Origin of the sequence: Microbacterium sp. 13-71-7 (assembly GCF_002257455.1) — a bacterium.
Lineage (GTDB): Bacteria > Actinomycetota > Actinomycetes > Actinomycetales > Microbacteriaceae > Microbacterium.
Window position 1 is genome coordinate 1 of sequence record NZ_NCKN01000017.1, and the last position, 14,954, is coordinate 14,954.

At 70.2% G+C, this 14,954-nt stretch carries 15 protein-coding genes; 14 read left to right on the plus strand and 1 reads right to left on the minus strand.

Features of this window, described 5'->3' with window-relative positions; all coding sequences use genetic code 11:
* The first annotated feature begins 2 nt into the window (after positions 1–2).
* The 14 genes from B7X32_RS02950 to der all read left to right on the plus strand — a co-directional run bounded on the left by B7X32_RS02950 (position 3) and on the right by der (position 14,477).
* Positions 3–1,205 (plus strand): ABC transporter permease, encoded by a 1,203-nt coding sequence (locus B7X32_RS02950; protein WP_292715792.1) that lies wholly within the window; start codon positions 3–5, stop codon positions 1,203–1,205.
* Positions 1,206–1,293: 88 nt separating this feature from the next.
* Positions 1,294–2,841, plus strand: coding sequence for an amino acid permease (locus tag B7X32_RS02955; RefSeq protein ID WP_292715795.1), 1,548 nt, complete (start codon positions 1,294–1,296; stop codon positions 2,839–2,841).
* 7 nt (positions 2,842–2,848) lie between these two features.
* Positions 2,849–3,571 carry an FCD domain-containing protein gene (locus tag B7X32_RS02960; RefSeq protein WP_292715798.1) on the plus strand — a complete coding sequence of 241 codons (723 nt, stop codon included), beginning with the start codon at positions 2,849–2,851 and terminating at the stop codon, positions 3,569–3,571.
* 14 nt (positions 3,572–3,585) lie between these two features.
* Positions 3,586–4,977 carry a glutamine synthetase family protein gene (locus B7X32_RS02965; RefSeq protein WP_292715801.1) on the plus strand — a complete coding sequence of 464 codons (1,392 nt, stop codon included), beginning with the start codon at positions 3,586–3,588 and terminating at the stop codon, positions 4,975–4,977.
* A gap of 34 nt (positions 4,978–5,011) precedes the next feature.
* The gene (locus B7X32_RS02970; RefSeq protein ID WP_292715803.1) at positions 5,012–6,415 is read left to right on the plus strand and encodes an aldehyde dehydrogenase family protein; all 1,404 of its coding nucleotides are present in this window, start codon (positions 5,012–5,014) and stop codon (positions 6,413–6,415) included.
* A gap of 32 nt (positions 6,416–6,447) precedes the next feature.
* Entirely contained in the window at positions 6,448–7,227 is a 780-nt protein-coding gene (locus B7X32_RS02975; RefSeq protein ID WP_292715806.1) for a 3-oxoacyl-ACP reductase, read from the plus strand.
* Entirely contained in the window at positions 7,220–7,942 is a 723-nt protein-coding gene (locus tag B7X32_RS02980) for a gamma-glutamyl-gamma-aminobutyrate hydrolase family protein (protein ID WP_292715809.1), read from the plus strand. The genes B7X32_RS02975 and B7X32_RS02980 overlap by 8 nt, the downstream gene beginning before the upstream one ends.
* 80 nt (positions 7,943–8,022) lie before the next feature.
* Complete coding sequence (locus B7X32_RS02985; RefSeq protein ID WP_292715812.1) at positions 8,023–8,886, plus strand: ParA family protein; 864 nt, start codon at positions 8,023–8,025, stop codon at positions 8,884–8,886.
* Positions 8,870–9,703 carry a ScpA family protein gene (locus tag B7X32_RS02990; RefSeq protein ID WP_292715815.1) on the plus strand — a complete coding sequence of 278 codons (834 nt, stop codon included), beginning with the start codon at positions 8,870–8,872 and terminating at the stop codon, positions 9,701–9,703. Before B7X32_RS02985 ends, B7X32_RS02990 begins: the two co-directional genes overlap by 17 nt.
* On the plus strand, positions 9,693–10,283 hold the full coding sequence (gene scpB, locus B7X32_RS02995; protein ID WP_292715819.1) for an SMC-Scp complex subunit ScpB: 591 nt from the start codon (positions 9,693–9,695) through the stop codon (positions 10,281–10,283). The genes B7X32_RS02990 and scpB overlap by 11 nt, the downstream gene beginning before the upstream one ends.
* Entirely contained in the window at positions 10,283–11,122 is an 840-nt protein-coding gene (locus B7X32_RS03000) for a pseudouridine synthase (RefSeq protein ID WP_292715879.1), read from the plus strand. Before scpB ends, B7X32_RS03000 begins: the two co-directional genes overlap by 1 nt.
* Positions 11,119–12,240 (plus strand): prephenate dehydrogenase, encoded by a 1,122-nt coding sequence (locus B7X32_RS03005; RefSeq protein ID WP_292715822.1) that lies wholly within the window; start codon positions 11,119–11,121, stop codon positions 12,238–12,240. The genes B7X32_RS03000 and B7X32_RS03005 overlap by 4 nt, the downstream gene beginning before the upstream one ends.
* Positions 12,233–12,961, plus strand: coding sequence for a (d)CMP kinase (gene cmk / locus B7X32_RS03010; protein ID WP_292715825.1), 729 nt, complete (start codon positions 12,233–12,235; stop codon positions 12,959–12,961). Before B7X32_RS03005 ends, cmk begins: the two co-directional genes overlap by 8 nt.
* Positions 12,954–14,477, plus strand: a complete 1,524-nt coding sequence (gene der / locus B7X32_RS03015) for a ribosome biogenesis GTPase Der (protein WP_292715827.1) — start codon at positions 12,954–12,956, stop codon at positions 14,475–14,477. Before cmk ends, der begins: the two co-directional genes overlap by 8 nt.
* Positions 14,478–14,520: 43 nt before the next feature.
* On the opposite strand, the gene B7X32_RS03020 is transcribed toward der, so the two are convergent.
* Positions 14,521–14,940 carry a GNAT family N-acetyltransferase gene (locus B7X32_RS03020; protein ID WP_292715829.1) on the minus strand — a complete coding sequence of 140 codons (420 nt, stop codon included), beginning with the start codon at positions 14,938–14,940 and terminating at the stop codon, positions 14,521–14,523.
* Between the last annotated feature and the right edge of the window lie 14 nt (positions 14,941–14,954).

Here is a 14,954-nt window from a genome sequence, read left to right on the forward strand (position 1 = left end):
CGGTGCAGGACCTGGTCGCCGAGGCCACGAGCGACCTGGGATCCCGGCCGGCGCGCCTGCTGGCGACGATCCTGGGCACGGTGCTCGGGATCGGCGCCCTCGTCGCGACCGTCGGCTTCGCGCAGACCGCCTCCGCCCAGATCGCACGGCAGTTCGACACCGCCGCGGGGACCCAGATGGTGGTGTCTCCCGCGCAGGCGCAGACCGGGGGCTCGCAGAGCAAGAGCGTGGCCACCGGGCGGATCCCGTGGGACGGCGCGGAGCGCGTCGACCGCCTCGCGGGTGTGCTCGCCTCGGCGCTCATCGCCGAGGTGCCGCTCGGGGACTCGGATTCGATCACGGCGGTGCCGGTGAACGACCCCTCGGCGGCGCCCGCCTCCTCGCCGGCGCTGTTCGCCGCATCCGCGGGGATGCCGGAAGCGCTCGAGGCGCGGGTCGTCTCAGGGCGGTTCTTCGACGGAGGGCACGACGCCAGGGCCGACCGGGTCGCCGTGCTCGGGGACGAGGCGGCGAAGCGGCTCGGGATCGCCGAGGTCGGCGCGCGCCCCTCGCTGTTCATCGACGGGGTCGCCTATGCGGTCATCGGGGTGCTGGGCCCGATGCAGCGGTCGGATCTCGCCGATGCGGTGCTGATCCCGGTGGGGACGGCGCGGAGCGACTTCCGGCTGGCCGCGCCCGGCGAGCTCGACATCCGGATCATGCCGGGAGCAGGGCCTCAGCTCGCGAAGCAGACGGTCGTCGCCCTCCAGCCCGATGCTCCGGAGGGACTGCAGGCGCAGGCGCCCTCGGTCAGGGGGGACCTCAGCCGCAGTGTGCAGGGCGACGTCAATCTGGTGCTCCTGCTGCTCGGCGGGGTGGTCCTGCTCGCGGGCGGCTTCGGCATCGCGAACGTGACCCTGCTGGGGGTGATGGAGCGGACGGGGGAGATCGGGCTGCGTCGTGCTCTCGGGGCGACCAGCCGGCAGGTCGGGCGGCAGTTCCTCGTCGAGTCCCTGGTGATCGGCCTGGTCGGCGGGGTGATCGGCGCGGCGGTCGGCGTCAACGCCGTCGTGCTCGTGGCAGCGCTGCAGGGCTGGGCACCGGTCGTGGATCCGCTGGTGGCGATCGCCGGGGTCGTCGTCGGGGTGCTCGTCGGCGCGCTGTCGGGCTGGTATCCCGCACGGCGGGCATCGCGCATCGAGCCGGTGGAGGCGCTGCGCGGCTAATGGTTTGAAGTCAGACCATTGACAGTCGAGGGGCGTGAGCGCCAGAATCGCTGCACACGCTCCCTCCACTGAAAGCAGGCAGCATTCCATGAGCGATACGACAGAGGCGCCGGGCTCGCACCCGATCGACGACGACGCCGCAGCCCTGGCCGCCCTGGGCTACAAGCAGGAACTGCATCGGGGGATGTCGGGGTTCAGCAACTTCGCCGTCTCCTTCTCGATCATCTCGATCCTCGCGGGATGCATCACGTCCTACGCCATCGCCCTGAACTCGGGCGGCCCCTCGGCGATCACGATCGGCTGGCCGGTCGTCGGCGTCTTCGTGCTCATGGTCGCCCTGGCCATGGCCGAGGTCTGCTCGAAGTACCCGACCGCCGGCGGTCTGTACTTCTGGGCGGGACGGCTCGCCAAGCGGAACAAGCGCCAGTGGGCGTGGACCGTGGGCTGGTTCAACTTCCTCGGAGAGGTCGCGGTGACGGCCGCGATCGACTTCGGCGCGGCGACCACGATGATGGCGTTCGCGAACCTGGTCTGGGGCGTCGAGCCGACGCCGCAGACCACCTTCCTCCTCTTCATCGCGCTGATCGTGGTGCACGGGCTGCTGAACACCTTCGGCGTCAACATCGTGAGCCTGCTCTCGAACGTGTCCGCGTGGTGGCACATCGTCGGCGTTCTCGTCATCGTCGGCGCCCTGTGGATCATGCCCACCCAGCACCAGGACGTCGGGTGGACGTTCACGCACTGGTACAACGGCACCGGCTGGTCGTTCGGTCCGTACGTGTTCCTCATGGGTCTGCTCATGGCGCAGTACACGTACACCGGCTACGACGCCTCCGCCCACGTCGCGGAGGAGACCAAGAACGCGTCGATCGCCGCGCCCAAGGGCATCGTGATGAGCGTCGTGATCTCGATCATCGGCGGCTGGATCCTTCTCTTCTCCATCACCGCCGCCATCCAGGACGGCAGCGACAAGGGGATCGCCGGCCTGCTCGGATCCCAGACCGGTCTGCCTCCCGCGCAGATCTTCCTGGACGCGCTGAACAACCCGACCATGGCGAAGTTCCTGCTGTTCATCGTCTGCGGCGCGCAGTTCTTCTGCGGCATGGCCTCGGTCACGGCGAACTCGCGGATGAGCTACGCCTTCTCGCGGGACAACGCGATCCCCGGTTCGCGGATCTGGGCGAAGGTCAACAAGCGCACCGGCACGCCGACCAACTCGATCTGGCTGTGCGTGGTGCTGTCGATCATCCTGACCACGCCGGCGCTGTTCAACACCACCGCGTACCTCGCCGTCACATCGGTCGCGGTCATCGGGCTCTACATCGCCTACGTCACACCGGTGTTCCTGCGCCGGCTGGACAAGAGCTTCGTCCCGGGCCCCTGGAACCTGGGCCGGTGGAGCGCGGTCGTCGGCTGGATCGCCGTCGTCTGGGTGGTGCTCATCATCATCCTGTTCGTGCTGCCGCCGGTGAACCCGATCACGATCGACACGTTCAACTACGCGCCCGTCGCCGTCGTCGTGGTCGCGCTCCTCTCGATCGTCCTGTGGTTCGCGTACGGCAAGCGCGACTTCATGGCGTCCAGCGTCGAGGCCGAGCACCTCACCCTGGCGCCGGAGAAGCTCCTGGAGGAATGATCACGACATGACGGATGCGATGGACTCTCCTCTGGTGGATGCGGCGCTGCACCCGGTCCGCGGCCACATGGCCTTCGAGAGCTGCGTGGAGCAGCTCGGATCGGCCATCAGGCTCGGGATCTTCCGGGTGGGGACGAAGCTGCCCGGCGAGCGCGAGCTCGCCGAGAAGCTCAGCGTCTCCCGCGCCACCCTGAGAGAGGCCATCAGTGCCCTCCGTGCCGCCGGGCTCGTCACGACGACCCGGGGGCGCGGAGGGGGCACCGTCGTCCTGCCGGCCGCCGAGCAGTGGCCGGCCGACCAGACCCCGCCGCGCCGCGCCGAGATCGACGATGTGATCGTGTTCCGCTCCGTCATCGAGCCGGGCGCCGCCTACCGGGCGGCGCTGACCCCGCTGGACGAGGCGCAGCGCACGCTCCTCGCCGAGAGCCTCGCCGACCTCGCGGCCGCCGAGACGCCGGCCGACTACCGCCAGGCCGACGCCCGGCTGCACCTCGCGATCGCGACGGTCTGCGGATCCGACGAACTGTCCCGCTCCTGCAGCGCGGTGCAGGTGCGGATCCATCAGCTCCTCGCAGAGATCCCGTTCCTCAAGACCAACATCGACCATTCCGAGACCGAGCACCGCGCGATCGTCGCCGCGATCCTGGACGGCTCCGCCGACCTGGCGCGCGACATCATGACCGCCCACTGCGACGCGACCGCCGCACTCCTCAAGGGCCTTCTGAAATAAAGGACACGTTGCACATGAACTCCTCCGACCTCATCGTCCCCGCCCGCAACGACCGCATGCTCACCGTCGAGCAGCTGCGCGGGCGCATCCTGGACGGCTCTCTCGACACCGTGATCCTCGCGTTCACCGACATGCAGGGACGGCTGCAGGGCAAGCTCCTGCACGCGCGCTTCTTCCTCGACTCGGTGCTCGGCCACGGCACGGAAGGGTGCAACTACCTGCTCGCCGTCGACGTCGAGATGAACACGGTCGACGGCTACGCGCACGCGTCCTGGGCGGACGGCTACGGCGACATGGAGTTCGTGCTGGACCTCGCCACCATCCGGCTCCTGCCGCATCGGCCGGGAAGCGCGATGATCCAGTGCGACCTCGCCGGGACCAACGGCGCGTCCGTGCGGGTCTCGCCGCGCGAGATCCTGCGCGCGCAGACCGAGCGCGCCGCCGCCCACGGCTGGAAGGCGCTCGCCGGCACCGAACTGGAGTTCGTGATCTTCAACACCCCGTACGACCGCGCGTGGGACTCCGGCTATCGCGACCTGGAGCCGGCCAACCGCTACAACATCGATTACTCGATCCTCGGTTCCACGCTCGTCGAGCCGCTGCTGCGCGAGATCCGCAACACGATGTACGCCTCGGGGCTCAACGTGGAGTCGGCGAAGGGGGAGTGCAACTTCGGTCAGCACGAGATCGCGTTCCTCTACGACGAGGTCATCACCACGGCGGACAACCACTCGTTCTACAAGACGGCTTCGAAGGACATCGCCCGTCAGCACGGGCAGTCGATCACCTTCATGGCGAAGCCGAACCAGCGCGAGGGCAACTCCTGCCACGTGCACATGTCGTTGCGCGGCAAGGACGACGACGCCCTGGTGTTCTGGGACGAGGAGCGTGGCGCCCGCTCGGCGCTGTACGACCACTTCATCGCCGGCGTGCTCGCGACCATGCGCGACTTCACGCTCTTCTACGCGCCCAACATCAACTCCTACAAGCGGTTCGTGAAGGGATCCTTCGCGCCGACCGCGGTCGCCTGGGGCATCGACAACCGCACGAGCTCGGTGCGCCTGGTCGGGCGCGGCGCGGGGGCCCGCATGGAGAACCGGCTGCCCGGCGGGGACATGAACCCGTATCTCGGACTCGCCGCCATGCTGGCCGGCGGACTGTACGGGATCGAGCACGAGCTGCCGCTCGAGCCGGAGACGAAGGGCAACGCGTACGAGTCCGGCGCTCCCACGGTTCCCTCCACGATGCACGAGGCGCGCGAGGCGCTCGCACAGTCCGCCATCGCGGACGAGGTCTTCGGCGAGGATGTGGTGCGCCACTACGTGAACTACGCCGATGTCGAGATCGCGGCCTTCGACGCGGCGGTCACCGACTGGGAGCTGCGTCGCGGCTTCGAGCGGCTGTGAACGGGTTCATCAGAGATTTCGAGAGGCTGAGCGCATGAGGATCCCTTCTTCCCGCTACGGCGCCGCCGGCGCCTTCACCGTCCTGAATCCCGCGACCGGCCGGCCGGTGGGCGACGTCGGGCTCGCGGACCTCGCCGAGACGGATGCGGCGATCGAGCGCGCCCATCGCGCCTACCCCGCGTGGCGGGCGATCGCACCCGGCGACCGCGCCCGGCTGCTGCGTTCGTTCGCGAGCGTCGTCGAGGCGCACATCGACGAGCTCGCCGCCCTCGAGGTCGCGAACGCCGGCCACACGATCGGCAACGCCCGCTGGGAGGCCGGCAACGTCCGCGACGTGCTGAACTACTACAGCGCGAGCCCCGAGCGGCACTTCGGCAAGCAGATCCCCGTCGCCGGCGGGATCGACGTCACGTTCCACGAGCCGCTCGGCGTGGTCGGCATCATCGTGCCGTGGAACTTCCCGATGCCCATCGCCGGCTGGGGCTTCGCCCCCGCGCTCGCCGCAGGCAACACGGTGGTGCTGAAGCCCGCCGAACTCACCCCGCTCACCGCGATGCGCCTCGGCGAGCTCGCCCTGGAGGCGGGACTCCCGGAGGGCGTCTTCACGGTCATCACCGGCAAGGGCAGCGTGGTGGGCGACCGTTTCGTCACGAACCCGCTCGTGCGCAAGGTGTGCTTCACCGGGTCCACCGAGGTGGGCAAGGGGATCATGCGCGGATGCGCCGATCAGATCAAGCGCGTCACGCTCGAGCTCGGCGGCAAGAACGCGAACATCGTGTTCGACGACGCGGACCTCGAGGCGGCGGCCGCGGCGGCCCCGGGCGGGGGCCTCGACAACGCGGGGCAGGACTGCTGCGCCCGCTCGCGGATCCTCGTGCAGGAGAACGTCTACGACCGGTTCCTCGAGCTGCTGCAGCCCGCGGTCGAGGCGTTCCGGGTCAAGGATCCGTCGGCGGAGGACGCCGAGATGGGGCCGATGGTGTCGGCGCGGCAGCGCGACGCGGTCGCGGCGCACCTGGACGGCGCCGACGTCGCGTTCCGCGGCCAGAGCGCCGAAGGTGCGGACTGGGACGGCGGGTTCTGGCTCGCGCCGGCGGTCGTGCTGCCGCGCAGCGCGAGCGATCCGGTGTGGGCGCAGGAGCTCTTCGGCCCGGTGCTCGCGGTGATGCCGTTCCGCGACGAGGCCGATGCGATCGCGAAGGCCAACGACACGGAGTACGGCCTCTCCGGATCCATCTTCAGCCGCGACGTCGGCCGCGCCCTGCGCGTCGCCCGCGGCGTCGAGAGCGGCAACCTCTCGATCAACTCGCACTCCTCGGTGCGCTACTGGACCCCCTTCGGCGGGTTCAAGCAGTCCGGGCTCGGGCGCGAGCTCGGACCGGACGCGCCGGACTCCTTCTCCGAGGTGAAGAACGTGTTCATCTCCACGACGTACTGAACCCTCCCCACACAGCGAAAGGCAACACAGGAATGGGAAAGCTCGAAGGCAAGGTCGGCGTCATCACCGGCGGCTGCAGCGGTATCGGACTGGCGACGGCGAAGAAGTTCGTGGCGGAGGGGGCGAAGGTCGTCATCGGCGACCTGGACGAGGCGAACGGCCCCCGCATCGCGGAGGAGCTCGGCGGCGTGTTCGTGAAGGTGAACGTCACCGACCAGGCCGAGGTGGAGAACCTCTTCGAAGTCGCGCACGACACCTACGGCCGCATCGACATCGCCTTCAACAACGCGGGGATCTCGCCCGCGTCGGACGACTCGATCCTCAAGACCGGGATCGACGCGTGGAACCTGGTGCAGGACGTCAACCTCACCAGCGTCTACTACTGCTGCAAGGCGGTGCTGCCGTACATGCTCGAGCAGGGGAGCGGATCCATCATCAACACGGCGTCGTTCGTGGCGATCATGGGCGCGGCGACCTCGCAGATCTCCTACACCGCGTCCAAGGGCGGCGTGCTCGCGATGACCCGCGAGCTCGGCGTGCAGTTCGCCCGCAAGGGCATCCGCGTCAACGCGCTCTGCCCCGGCCCGGTGAACACCCCGCTGCTGCAGGAGCTCTTCGCGAAGGATCCCGAGCGGGCCGCGCGCCGGCTCGTGCACGTCCCCATGGGGCGCTTCGCCGAGCCCGAGGAGATCGCGAACGCGGTGGCGTTCCTCGGCAGCGACGAGTCGAGCTTCATCACGGCGATGGACTTCCTCGTCGACGGCGGACTCTCGAACGCGTACGTGACGCCGCTGGATTCGGACTTTGACTGAGCCGCGCCCCGTCGTCGGACTCACGACCTACCGCCAGGAAGCCTCCTGGGGCACCTGGCGGCAGGTCGAGGCCGACCTCCTCCCGAGCGACTACGCGCGCTCGATCGAGCGCGCCGGCGGTGTGCCGCTGCTGCTGCCTCCGGTCGCGGCTCCTGGTGCGGCGGGCGACGTGCTCGCGCGCCTGGACGCACTCCTCATCGCGGGCGGAGCGGACGTGAACCCCGCCCGCTACGGGCAGGAGCCCGACCCGAGCGTGGTCCGCTGGTACGACGACCGCGATGCGTGGGAGCTCGCGCTGCTGGCCGAGGCCGAGCGGATCCGGCTGCCCCTGCTCGGCATCTGCCGCGGCATGCAGCTCATGGCGGTCGCGGCCGGGGGAACCCTCGTGCAGCACCTCCCCGACGTGGTCGGTCACGGCGCGCACGGGGGAGGGCCGACGTCCTACGGCTCAGCCGCGGTGCGCGTCGATGCCGAGGGTCGGGTCGCCGGCCTGGTGGCGCCCGAGATCACGGTCCCCGTGCACCACCACCAGGCGGTCGCGCGGCATCCCGGCTATCTCCCGGTCGCCCATGACACGGACGGGGTGCTCCAGGCGATGGAGGCCGAGGGCGAGCGGTTCGCGGTCGGAGTGCAGTGGCATCCGGAGACGGATGAGGATCCCGGACTGTTCGACGGGCTGATCGCGGCCGCGAAGGAGAGGATGCGCACCCGCTGATCCGGCGGACCGGCGTGTGGGGCCGGGGCCGGAACCTCGTCGGCGGCTATGATCGATCGAGCACGACGAGCAGGAGAAACGTGGCGAAGAAGACGAAGGACGACACCCCGATCGGGCCGACCGGGCGTCCCTACCAGGGCTTCCCCATCCCTGCTCCGCTGAAGGCGCACGGTCCCGCGCGGATCATCGCCCTCTGCAACCAGAAAGGCGGCGTCGGCAAGACCACGACGTCGATCAACCTCGCCGCCGCCTTCGCCGAGTACGGGCGCAAGGTGCTCGCCGTCGACTTCGACCCGCAGGGCGCTCTTTCGGCCGGCCTGGGGATCCCCACGCACGACATCCCCACGGTCTACGACCTGCTGCTGGACACCAAGCGCGACGCGCACGAGGCGATCGTGCACACGCACGTCGAGGGCCTGGATCTGATCCCGGCGAACATCGACCTGTCCGCCGCCGAGGTGCACCTCGTCAACGAGGTCGCCCGCGAGACGATCCTCTCCCGCGTGCTGCGTCAGGTGGCGGGGGAGTACGACGTCATCCTCATCGACTGCCAGCCGTCCCTCGGCCTGCTCACGGTCAACGCCCTCACGGCCGCGCACGGCGTGCTGATCCCGCTGGAGTGCGAGTTCTTCGCGCTGCGCGGCGTCGCCCTGCTCATCGAGACCATCGACAAGGTGCGCGACCGCCTCAACCCCTCGATCACGCTCGACGGCCTGCTCGCGACGATGTACGACGCGCGCACGCTGCACTCTCGCGAGGTGCTGGAGCGCGTGGTCGAGGCGTTCGGCGATGACGTGCTGGAGACCGTGATCGGCCGCACCGTGAAGTTCCCCGACGCCTCGGTGTCGGGAGTGCCGATCACCGAGTTCGCGCCGGAGCACCCCGCCGCACAGGCGTACCTGCGACTGGCCCGGGAGCTGGTCGCCCGTGGCGCCGTCGCCTGACGCGATCCCCGAGGACGCCCCGATCCCCGAACCCGAGACCGGGTTCCGTGTCTCCCTGTCGAACTTCGACGGGCCGTTCGACCTGCTGCTGAACCTCATCTCGAAGCACGAGATGGACATCACAGAGGTGTCGCTGAGCAAGGTGACCGACGAGTTCATCGCCTACCTGCGCGAGCTCGGCCCGGATGAGGACCTCGACGAGACGAGCGAGTTCCTCGTCGTCGCGGCGACCCTGCTCGACATGAAGGTCGCAGGGCTCCTGCCCCAGGGCGAGCTCGTCGACGCCGAGTCGGTCGCGCTCCTGGAGGCCAGGGATCTGCTGTTCGCGCGGCTGCTGCAGTACCGCGCGTTCAAGGAGGTGTCGACCTGGTTCGCGCGCAGCCTGCAGTACGAGGACCGGCGTCACGCCCGCGCGGTGCGGCTGGACGAGAAGCACCGTGCGCGCACGCCGGAGCTGGTGTGGACGCTCAGCGCCGCCGACTTCGGCACGCTGGCCCTGCTCGCGTTCGCGCCGAAGGAGATCCCCACGGTCGGCCTCGACCACCTGCACGCCCCGCTCGTCAGCATCCGGGAACAGGCCGCGATCGTGGTGACGCTGCTGCGCAGCGCGGAGTCTGTGACGTTCCGTGAGATCGTGGCGGGGGCCGTGGAACCGGGGATCGTGGTGGCCCGCTTCCTGTCCGTGCTGGAGCTGTACCGGCATGCGGCGCTCTCCTTCGAGCAGCTGGAGCCGCTCGGCGAGCTGACCCTGCGGTGGTCGGCCGAGCAGTGGACCGACGAGATGCTGGCGACGTTGGGAGCCGACTATGACCGATGACACCCTGACCGAGGACTCCGTGACCGTGGCGCTGCCCCTCACGGAGAAGCTCGAGGCGATCCTGCTCATCATCGACGAGCCGCACAGCCTCGTGTCCCTCGCCGCCGCCGTCGGCGCACCCGTGCCGGCCGTGCGGCAGGCGATCGAGTCGCTCGTCGACGAGTACGACGGCCGGGGACACGGCCCGCGGCGCGGCTTCGAGCTGCGCGAGGTCGGCGGGGGATGGCGGCTCTACGTGCGCGAGGACTACGACGATCTCGTCGCGGACTTCGTGGGCGGGCAGGCCCCGGCGCGACTGTCGCAGGCGGCGCTCGAGACCCTCGCGGTGATCGCGTACAAGCAGCCGGTCACCCGCAGCCAGGTGGCTTCGATCCGCGCGGTCAACGTCGACTCCGTCGTGCGGACGCTCCTGGGGCGCGGGCTCATCACCGAGCTCTTCCAGGACTCCGAGACCGGTGCGATCAACTACGGCACGACGGACGCGCTGCTGCAGAACCTCGGCATCAACTCGCTCGACGAGCTGCCGCCGATCTCGCCGCTGCTCGACGACGGCTCAGAAGGATTCAGCGAAAGGGCATGATGTCGAACGAAATCCCCCCTGCCGGCTTCTCGGAGAACGGCGTGCGCCTGCAGAAGGTGCTCGCGAACGCGGGCGTCGCATCGCGACGCGTGATCGAGCAGTACATCGTCGAGGGACGCATCCGCGTGAACGGATCCGTCGTCACCGAACTCGGCCGGCGGATCGATCCGGAGAACGATCTGGTCGACGTGGACGGCACCGCCGTGCAGCTGGACACCGGCAAGCGCTACGTCATGCTGAACAAGCCCACCGGTGTGGTCTCCTCGATGAAGGACGAGAAGGGGCGGCCGGATCTGCGCCGCTTCACGAAGGACTACGAGGAGCGTCTCTACAACGTCGGGCGCCTGGACGCGGAGACCAGCGGGCTGCTCATCCTCACGAACGACGGCGACCTCGCGCACGTGCTCGCGCACCCCTCCTTCGGGGTGACCAAGGTCTACATCGCCAAGGTCGAGGGTGTCGTGACCGCGCAGACGATCGCGAAGCTCACCAGGGGCATCGAGCTCGAGGACGGACGGATCGTCGCCGACAAGGCGCGGCTGCTGGACTCGTCCGCGGGATCCAGCCTCGTCGAGCTCACCCTGCACTCCGGGCGCAATCGCATCGTGCGCCGGATGCTCGCGGCGGTCGGGCACCCGGTCACCGAACTCGTGCGGCGCCAGTTTGGCCCGCTGCACCTGGGAACGCTCCCTGCGGGGAAGTCCCGTGAACTGACTAAAATCGAACTCGGCGCGCTTCTGACCCTGTCGCGCCAGGATTCCCCCGCGGACGGCGCTCCGGACCCTTCGAGAGCCTCAGGGACCGAAGCCGACCCGGGAGACGCGCAGGAGAACGAGTGAGCGACACGAGCAGGACGCCGAACGAGCGTGCCGCGCGGCTGTCCGGAACCATCCGGATCGTCGGCGCGGGGCTTCTCGGCGCCAGCATCGGGCACGCCCTGACCGCGAAGGGCGTCGACGTCGCCCTCGCCGACACCTCGCCCGCCCAGCTGCGGCTCGCGATCGACTACGGCGCGGGGCGCGCCGCCCGCGAGGACGATGCGCCGTCGCTGGTGGTCGTCGCCGTGCCGCCGGACGTGACGGCCGACGTCATCGAGGCCGAGCTGGAGCGCTTCCCGGACGCCGTGGTCACCGATGTCGCGAGCGTGAAGCTCGAGCCGCTGCGCGTGCTCCGCGAGCGCGGCGTGGATCTGACGCGGTACATCGGATCCCATCCGCTGGCCGGTCGCGAGCGCGGGGGCGCGATCTCGGCGCGCGCGGACATCTTCATCGGCCGCCCGTGGGTGGTGTGCCGCGACGAGGAGACCCGTGCGGCGGATCTCGCGCTCGTCGAAGGGCTGGCTCTCGACCTCGAGGCGATGCCGCTCGAGATGACGCCGGAGGAGCACGACCGCGCCGTCGCGCTGACCTCGCACGTCCCTCAGGTCGTCGCGAGCCTGCTCGCGGCCCGTCTCGCCGACGCCGAGGACGGCTCGCTCCGCCTCGCCGGCCAGGGCGTCCGCGACACCACGCGCATCGCCGCCTCCGCCCCCGAGCTGTGGGTGCAGATCCTCGGCGCGAACGCGGCGCCCGTCGTCTCGGTGCTCGACGCACTCGCGGCGGAGCTCGCCCAGGTCGCCGACGCCTTGCGCGACCCCGACCGCACCGGATCCCGGCGCACGGTCGCCGAGGCGATCCGGCACGGCAACGAGGGCGTCGAGCGCCTGCCGGGCAAGCACGGCCAGAACCGGCGGTTCGAGTCGTTCGTCGTGATGATCGACGACACCGCGGGGCAGCTCGGCCGCCTCTTCGGCGAGCTCGGCGAGCTCGAGGTCAACGTCGAGGACCTGCGCCTGGAGCACTCTCCGGGCGCGCAGTTCGGCCTGGCCGAGATCAGCGTGACGCCCGCCGCCCTGCGCGGCGCGGTCGAAGGACTCGAGGCCAGGGGATGGCGGATTGCGAGCATGCCCGATGACTGACCCTTCGACCGGCTCAGGGGCCGTGGCGCACACGCCGTTCATCGTCGCGATCGACGGCCCTGCCGGATCCGGCAAGTCCAGCGTGTCCAAGGCCGTCGCCCGACGCCTCGGCTACGGCTTCCTCGACACGGGCGCCGCCTATCGCGCGCTGGCCTGGCACGTCCTGGACCGCGGCGACGACACCGCCGACGAGGCCGCGGTGCTGGCCGCCGCCGCCGACTTCCCGTTCGCCCAGGGGCTCGACCCCGACGACCGCCTCGTGCACGTCGGAGCGACGGACGTGACGGACGCGATCCGCGAACCGCGGGTCTCGGGCGCCGTGAGCGGCGTGGCGCGCGTGCCCGCCGTGCGCGTGCAGGTGAACGACGCGTTCCGCCGGATCGCCCGCGAGGCCGAATATCCGGCCGTGGTGGTGGAAGGGCGCGACATCACGACCGTGGTCGCCCCCGACGCCCCCGTGCGGATCCTGCTCACCGCGGCCCCCGAGGTGCGTGCGGCGCGCCGGGCCGCGGAGCTCGACGCGGAGGATGCCGGGGCGGTCGCCGCCGCGCTGCACCACCGCGACGCCAAGGACAGCGCGGTGGTGGACTTCCTCACCGCCGCGGAAGGAGTGGAGGTCGTGGATTCGACCGACCTCGACTTCGAGGAGACCATCGATGCCGTGATCGCGGTGATCGAGCGACGTGCGCCCGGAGCGCAGCGAGGAGCCGACAATGGCTGACGAAGAAGAATACGAGGGCGGCGAAGACCGTCTCGCCGAGAAGCTGGACGCGATGGACGAGGAGCTCGTCGAGTCGCGCGCCGCGACCCTGCGTGCGGGCCTCGAGGACTACGACCTGGACGACGAGGACGCCGAGCTGCTCGCAGGCCTCGTCGCGGGCGAGGACGGGATCGAATTCCTGCCCGCCCTTCCGGTCGTCGCGATCGTGGGGCGGCCGAACGTCGGCAAGTCCGCGCTCGTGAACCGGATCCTGGGCCGTCGCGAGGCGGTCGTGGAGGACACCCCCGGTGTCACGCGCGACCGCGTCACGTACAAGGCCGAGTGGATGGACCGGCGCTTCACGCTGGTCGACACCGGTGGCTGGGAGCCCGACGCGAAGGGCATCGACCGCTCGGTCGCCGCGCAGGCCGAGGTCGCGATCGATCTCAGCGACGTGGTGCTGTTCGTGGTCGACGCGATGGTCGGAGCGACCTCGACCGACGAGCACGTCGTGAAGCTGCTGCGCAAGAGCGGCAAGCCGGTCTTCCTCGTCGCGAACAAGATCGACGACGCCCGGCAGGAGCCGGAGGCCGCCGCGCTGTGGAACCTGGGTCTCGGCGAGCCGTACCCGGTGTCCGCGATCCACGGACGCGGTGTCGCAGACCTCCTCGACGCGATCATGGAGAAGCTGCCCGAGGTGTCCGCCGTCGCCAAGGGCGAGATCGGCGGACCCCGCCGCGTCGCGATCCTGGGTCGGCCGAACGTGGGCAAGTCCTCGCTGCTGAACAAGGCGGCGGGGGAGGAGCGCGTCGTCGTCAACGAGCTCGCCGGCACCACGCGCGACCCCGTGGACGAGGTCGTGGAGCTGGGCGGCAAGCTGTGGCGCCTCGTCGACACCGCCGGCATCCGCCGCCGCGTGCACCTGCAGCAGGGCGCGGACTTCTACGCGTCGCTGCGCACGTCGACCGCGCTGGAGAAGGCCGAGGTGGCCGTGGTCGTGCTCGACGTGAGCCAGCCGATCAGCGTGCAGGATCTGAACATCATCGACATGGTGCTGGAGTCGGGCCGCGCACTCGTGCTCGCTTTCAACAAGTGGGACCGCCTGTTCGACGACGACATGGAGAACCAGGACCGTCGCCGGTACCTGGAGCGCGAGATCGAGCAGGACCTGGCGCACGTCGCCTGGGCGCCGCGCGTGAACATCTCGGCCAAGACCGGCCGTCACCTGGACAAGCTGGTCCCGGCGCTGGAGACCGCGCTGGAGAACTGGGACCGCCGGATCCCGACCGGCAAGTTCAACGCGTTCCTCTCCGAGCTCGTCGCCGCGCACCCGCACCCGCTGCGGGGCGGCAAGCAGCCCAGGATCCTGTTCGGCACGCAGGCGACCACGCGTCCGCCGACATTCGTGCTGTTTACGACCGGGTTCCTCGACCCGGGCTACCGCCGGTTCATCCAGCGGCGCCTGCGCGAGCTGTACGACTTCGAGGGCACCCCGATCGTGATCAACATGCGGGTGCGCGAGCGCCGGCAGCGCTGACGGTCACGGCGCCGACCTCAGGGGCGGCGCCGTTCCTGTTCCGTCAGCCCTGGCGTGACGCGCGCACCATCGCCGTGCGGTCGGGTTCGGTGAACCCGAACTGCCGGTAGAGGCCGTGCGCGTCGCTCGTGAACAGCGTCCAGCGCATGTCGGCGCCAGGGCCGTCATCGATCATGAGCTGCATCATGCGCTTGCCGAGGCCGTGGCCGCGGTGCGCGTGATCCACGTAGACGTCGGCGAGGTAGGCGAACCCGACGCCGTCCGAGACCGCACGAGCGAAACCCACCTGCTCGCCGGTGCCGGCGCGATAGACGCCGACGACGCGCCAGGCGTTCGCGAGCTGGGCCTCGACGTCGGCGCGCGTGCGCCAGCGACCCCAGTAGACCTCGGTCGAGAGCCAGGTCCACACCGCGTCGGTCTGGATCCGGGAAGGGTCGTCGTCCACTTCGTAGGCGTCGTTCATGCACACCATTCTCG

Excerpts from the sequence above, each read along its gene's own strand:
- B7X32_RS02955 (WP_292715795.1), top strand. The coding sequence starts at position 1,294 with ATGAGCGATACGACAGAGGCGCCGGGCTCGCACCCGATCGACGACGAC.
- B7X32_RS02960 (WP_292715798.1), top strand. The coding sequence starts at position 2,849 with ATGACGGATGCGATGGACTCTCCTCTGGTGGATGCGGCGCTGCACCCG.
- B7X32_RS02965 (WP_292715801.1), top strand. The coding sequence starts at position 3,586 with ATGAACTCCTCCGACCTCATCGTCCCCGCCCGCAACGACCGCATGCTC.
- B7X32_RS02970 (WP_292715803.1), top strand. The coding sequence starts at position 5,012 with ATGAGGATCCCTTCTTCCCGCTACGGCGCCGCCGGCGCCTTCACCGTC.
- B7X32_RS02975 (WP_292715806.1), top strand. The coding sequence starts at position 6,448 with ATGGGAAAGCTCGAAGGCAAGGTCGGCGTCATCACCGGCGGCTGCAGC.
- scpB (WP_292715819.1), top strand. The coding sequence starts at position 9,693 with ATGACCGATGACACCCTGACCGAGGACTCCGTGACCGTGGCGCTGCCC.
- B7X32_RS03000 (WP_292715879.1), top strand. The coding sequence starts at position 10,283 with ATGTCGAACGAAATCCCCCCTGCCGGCTTCTCGGAGAACGGCGTGCGC.
- cmk (WP_292715825.1), top strand. The coding sequence starts at position 12,233 with ATGACTGACCCTTCGACCGGCTCAGGGGCCGTGGCGCACACGCCGTTC.
- der (WP_292715827.1), top strand. The coding sequence starts at position 12,954 with ATGGCTGACGAAGAAGAATACGAGGGCGGCGAAGACCGTCTCGCCGAG.
- B7X32_RS03020 (WP_292715829.1), bottom strand. The coding sequence starts at position 14,940 with ATGAACGACGCCTACGAAGTGGACGACGACCCTTCCCGGATCCAGACC.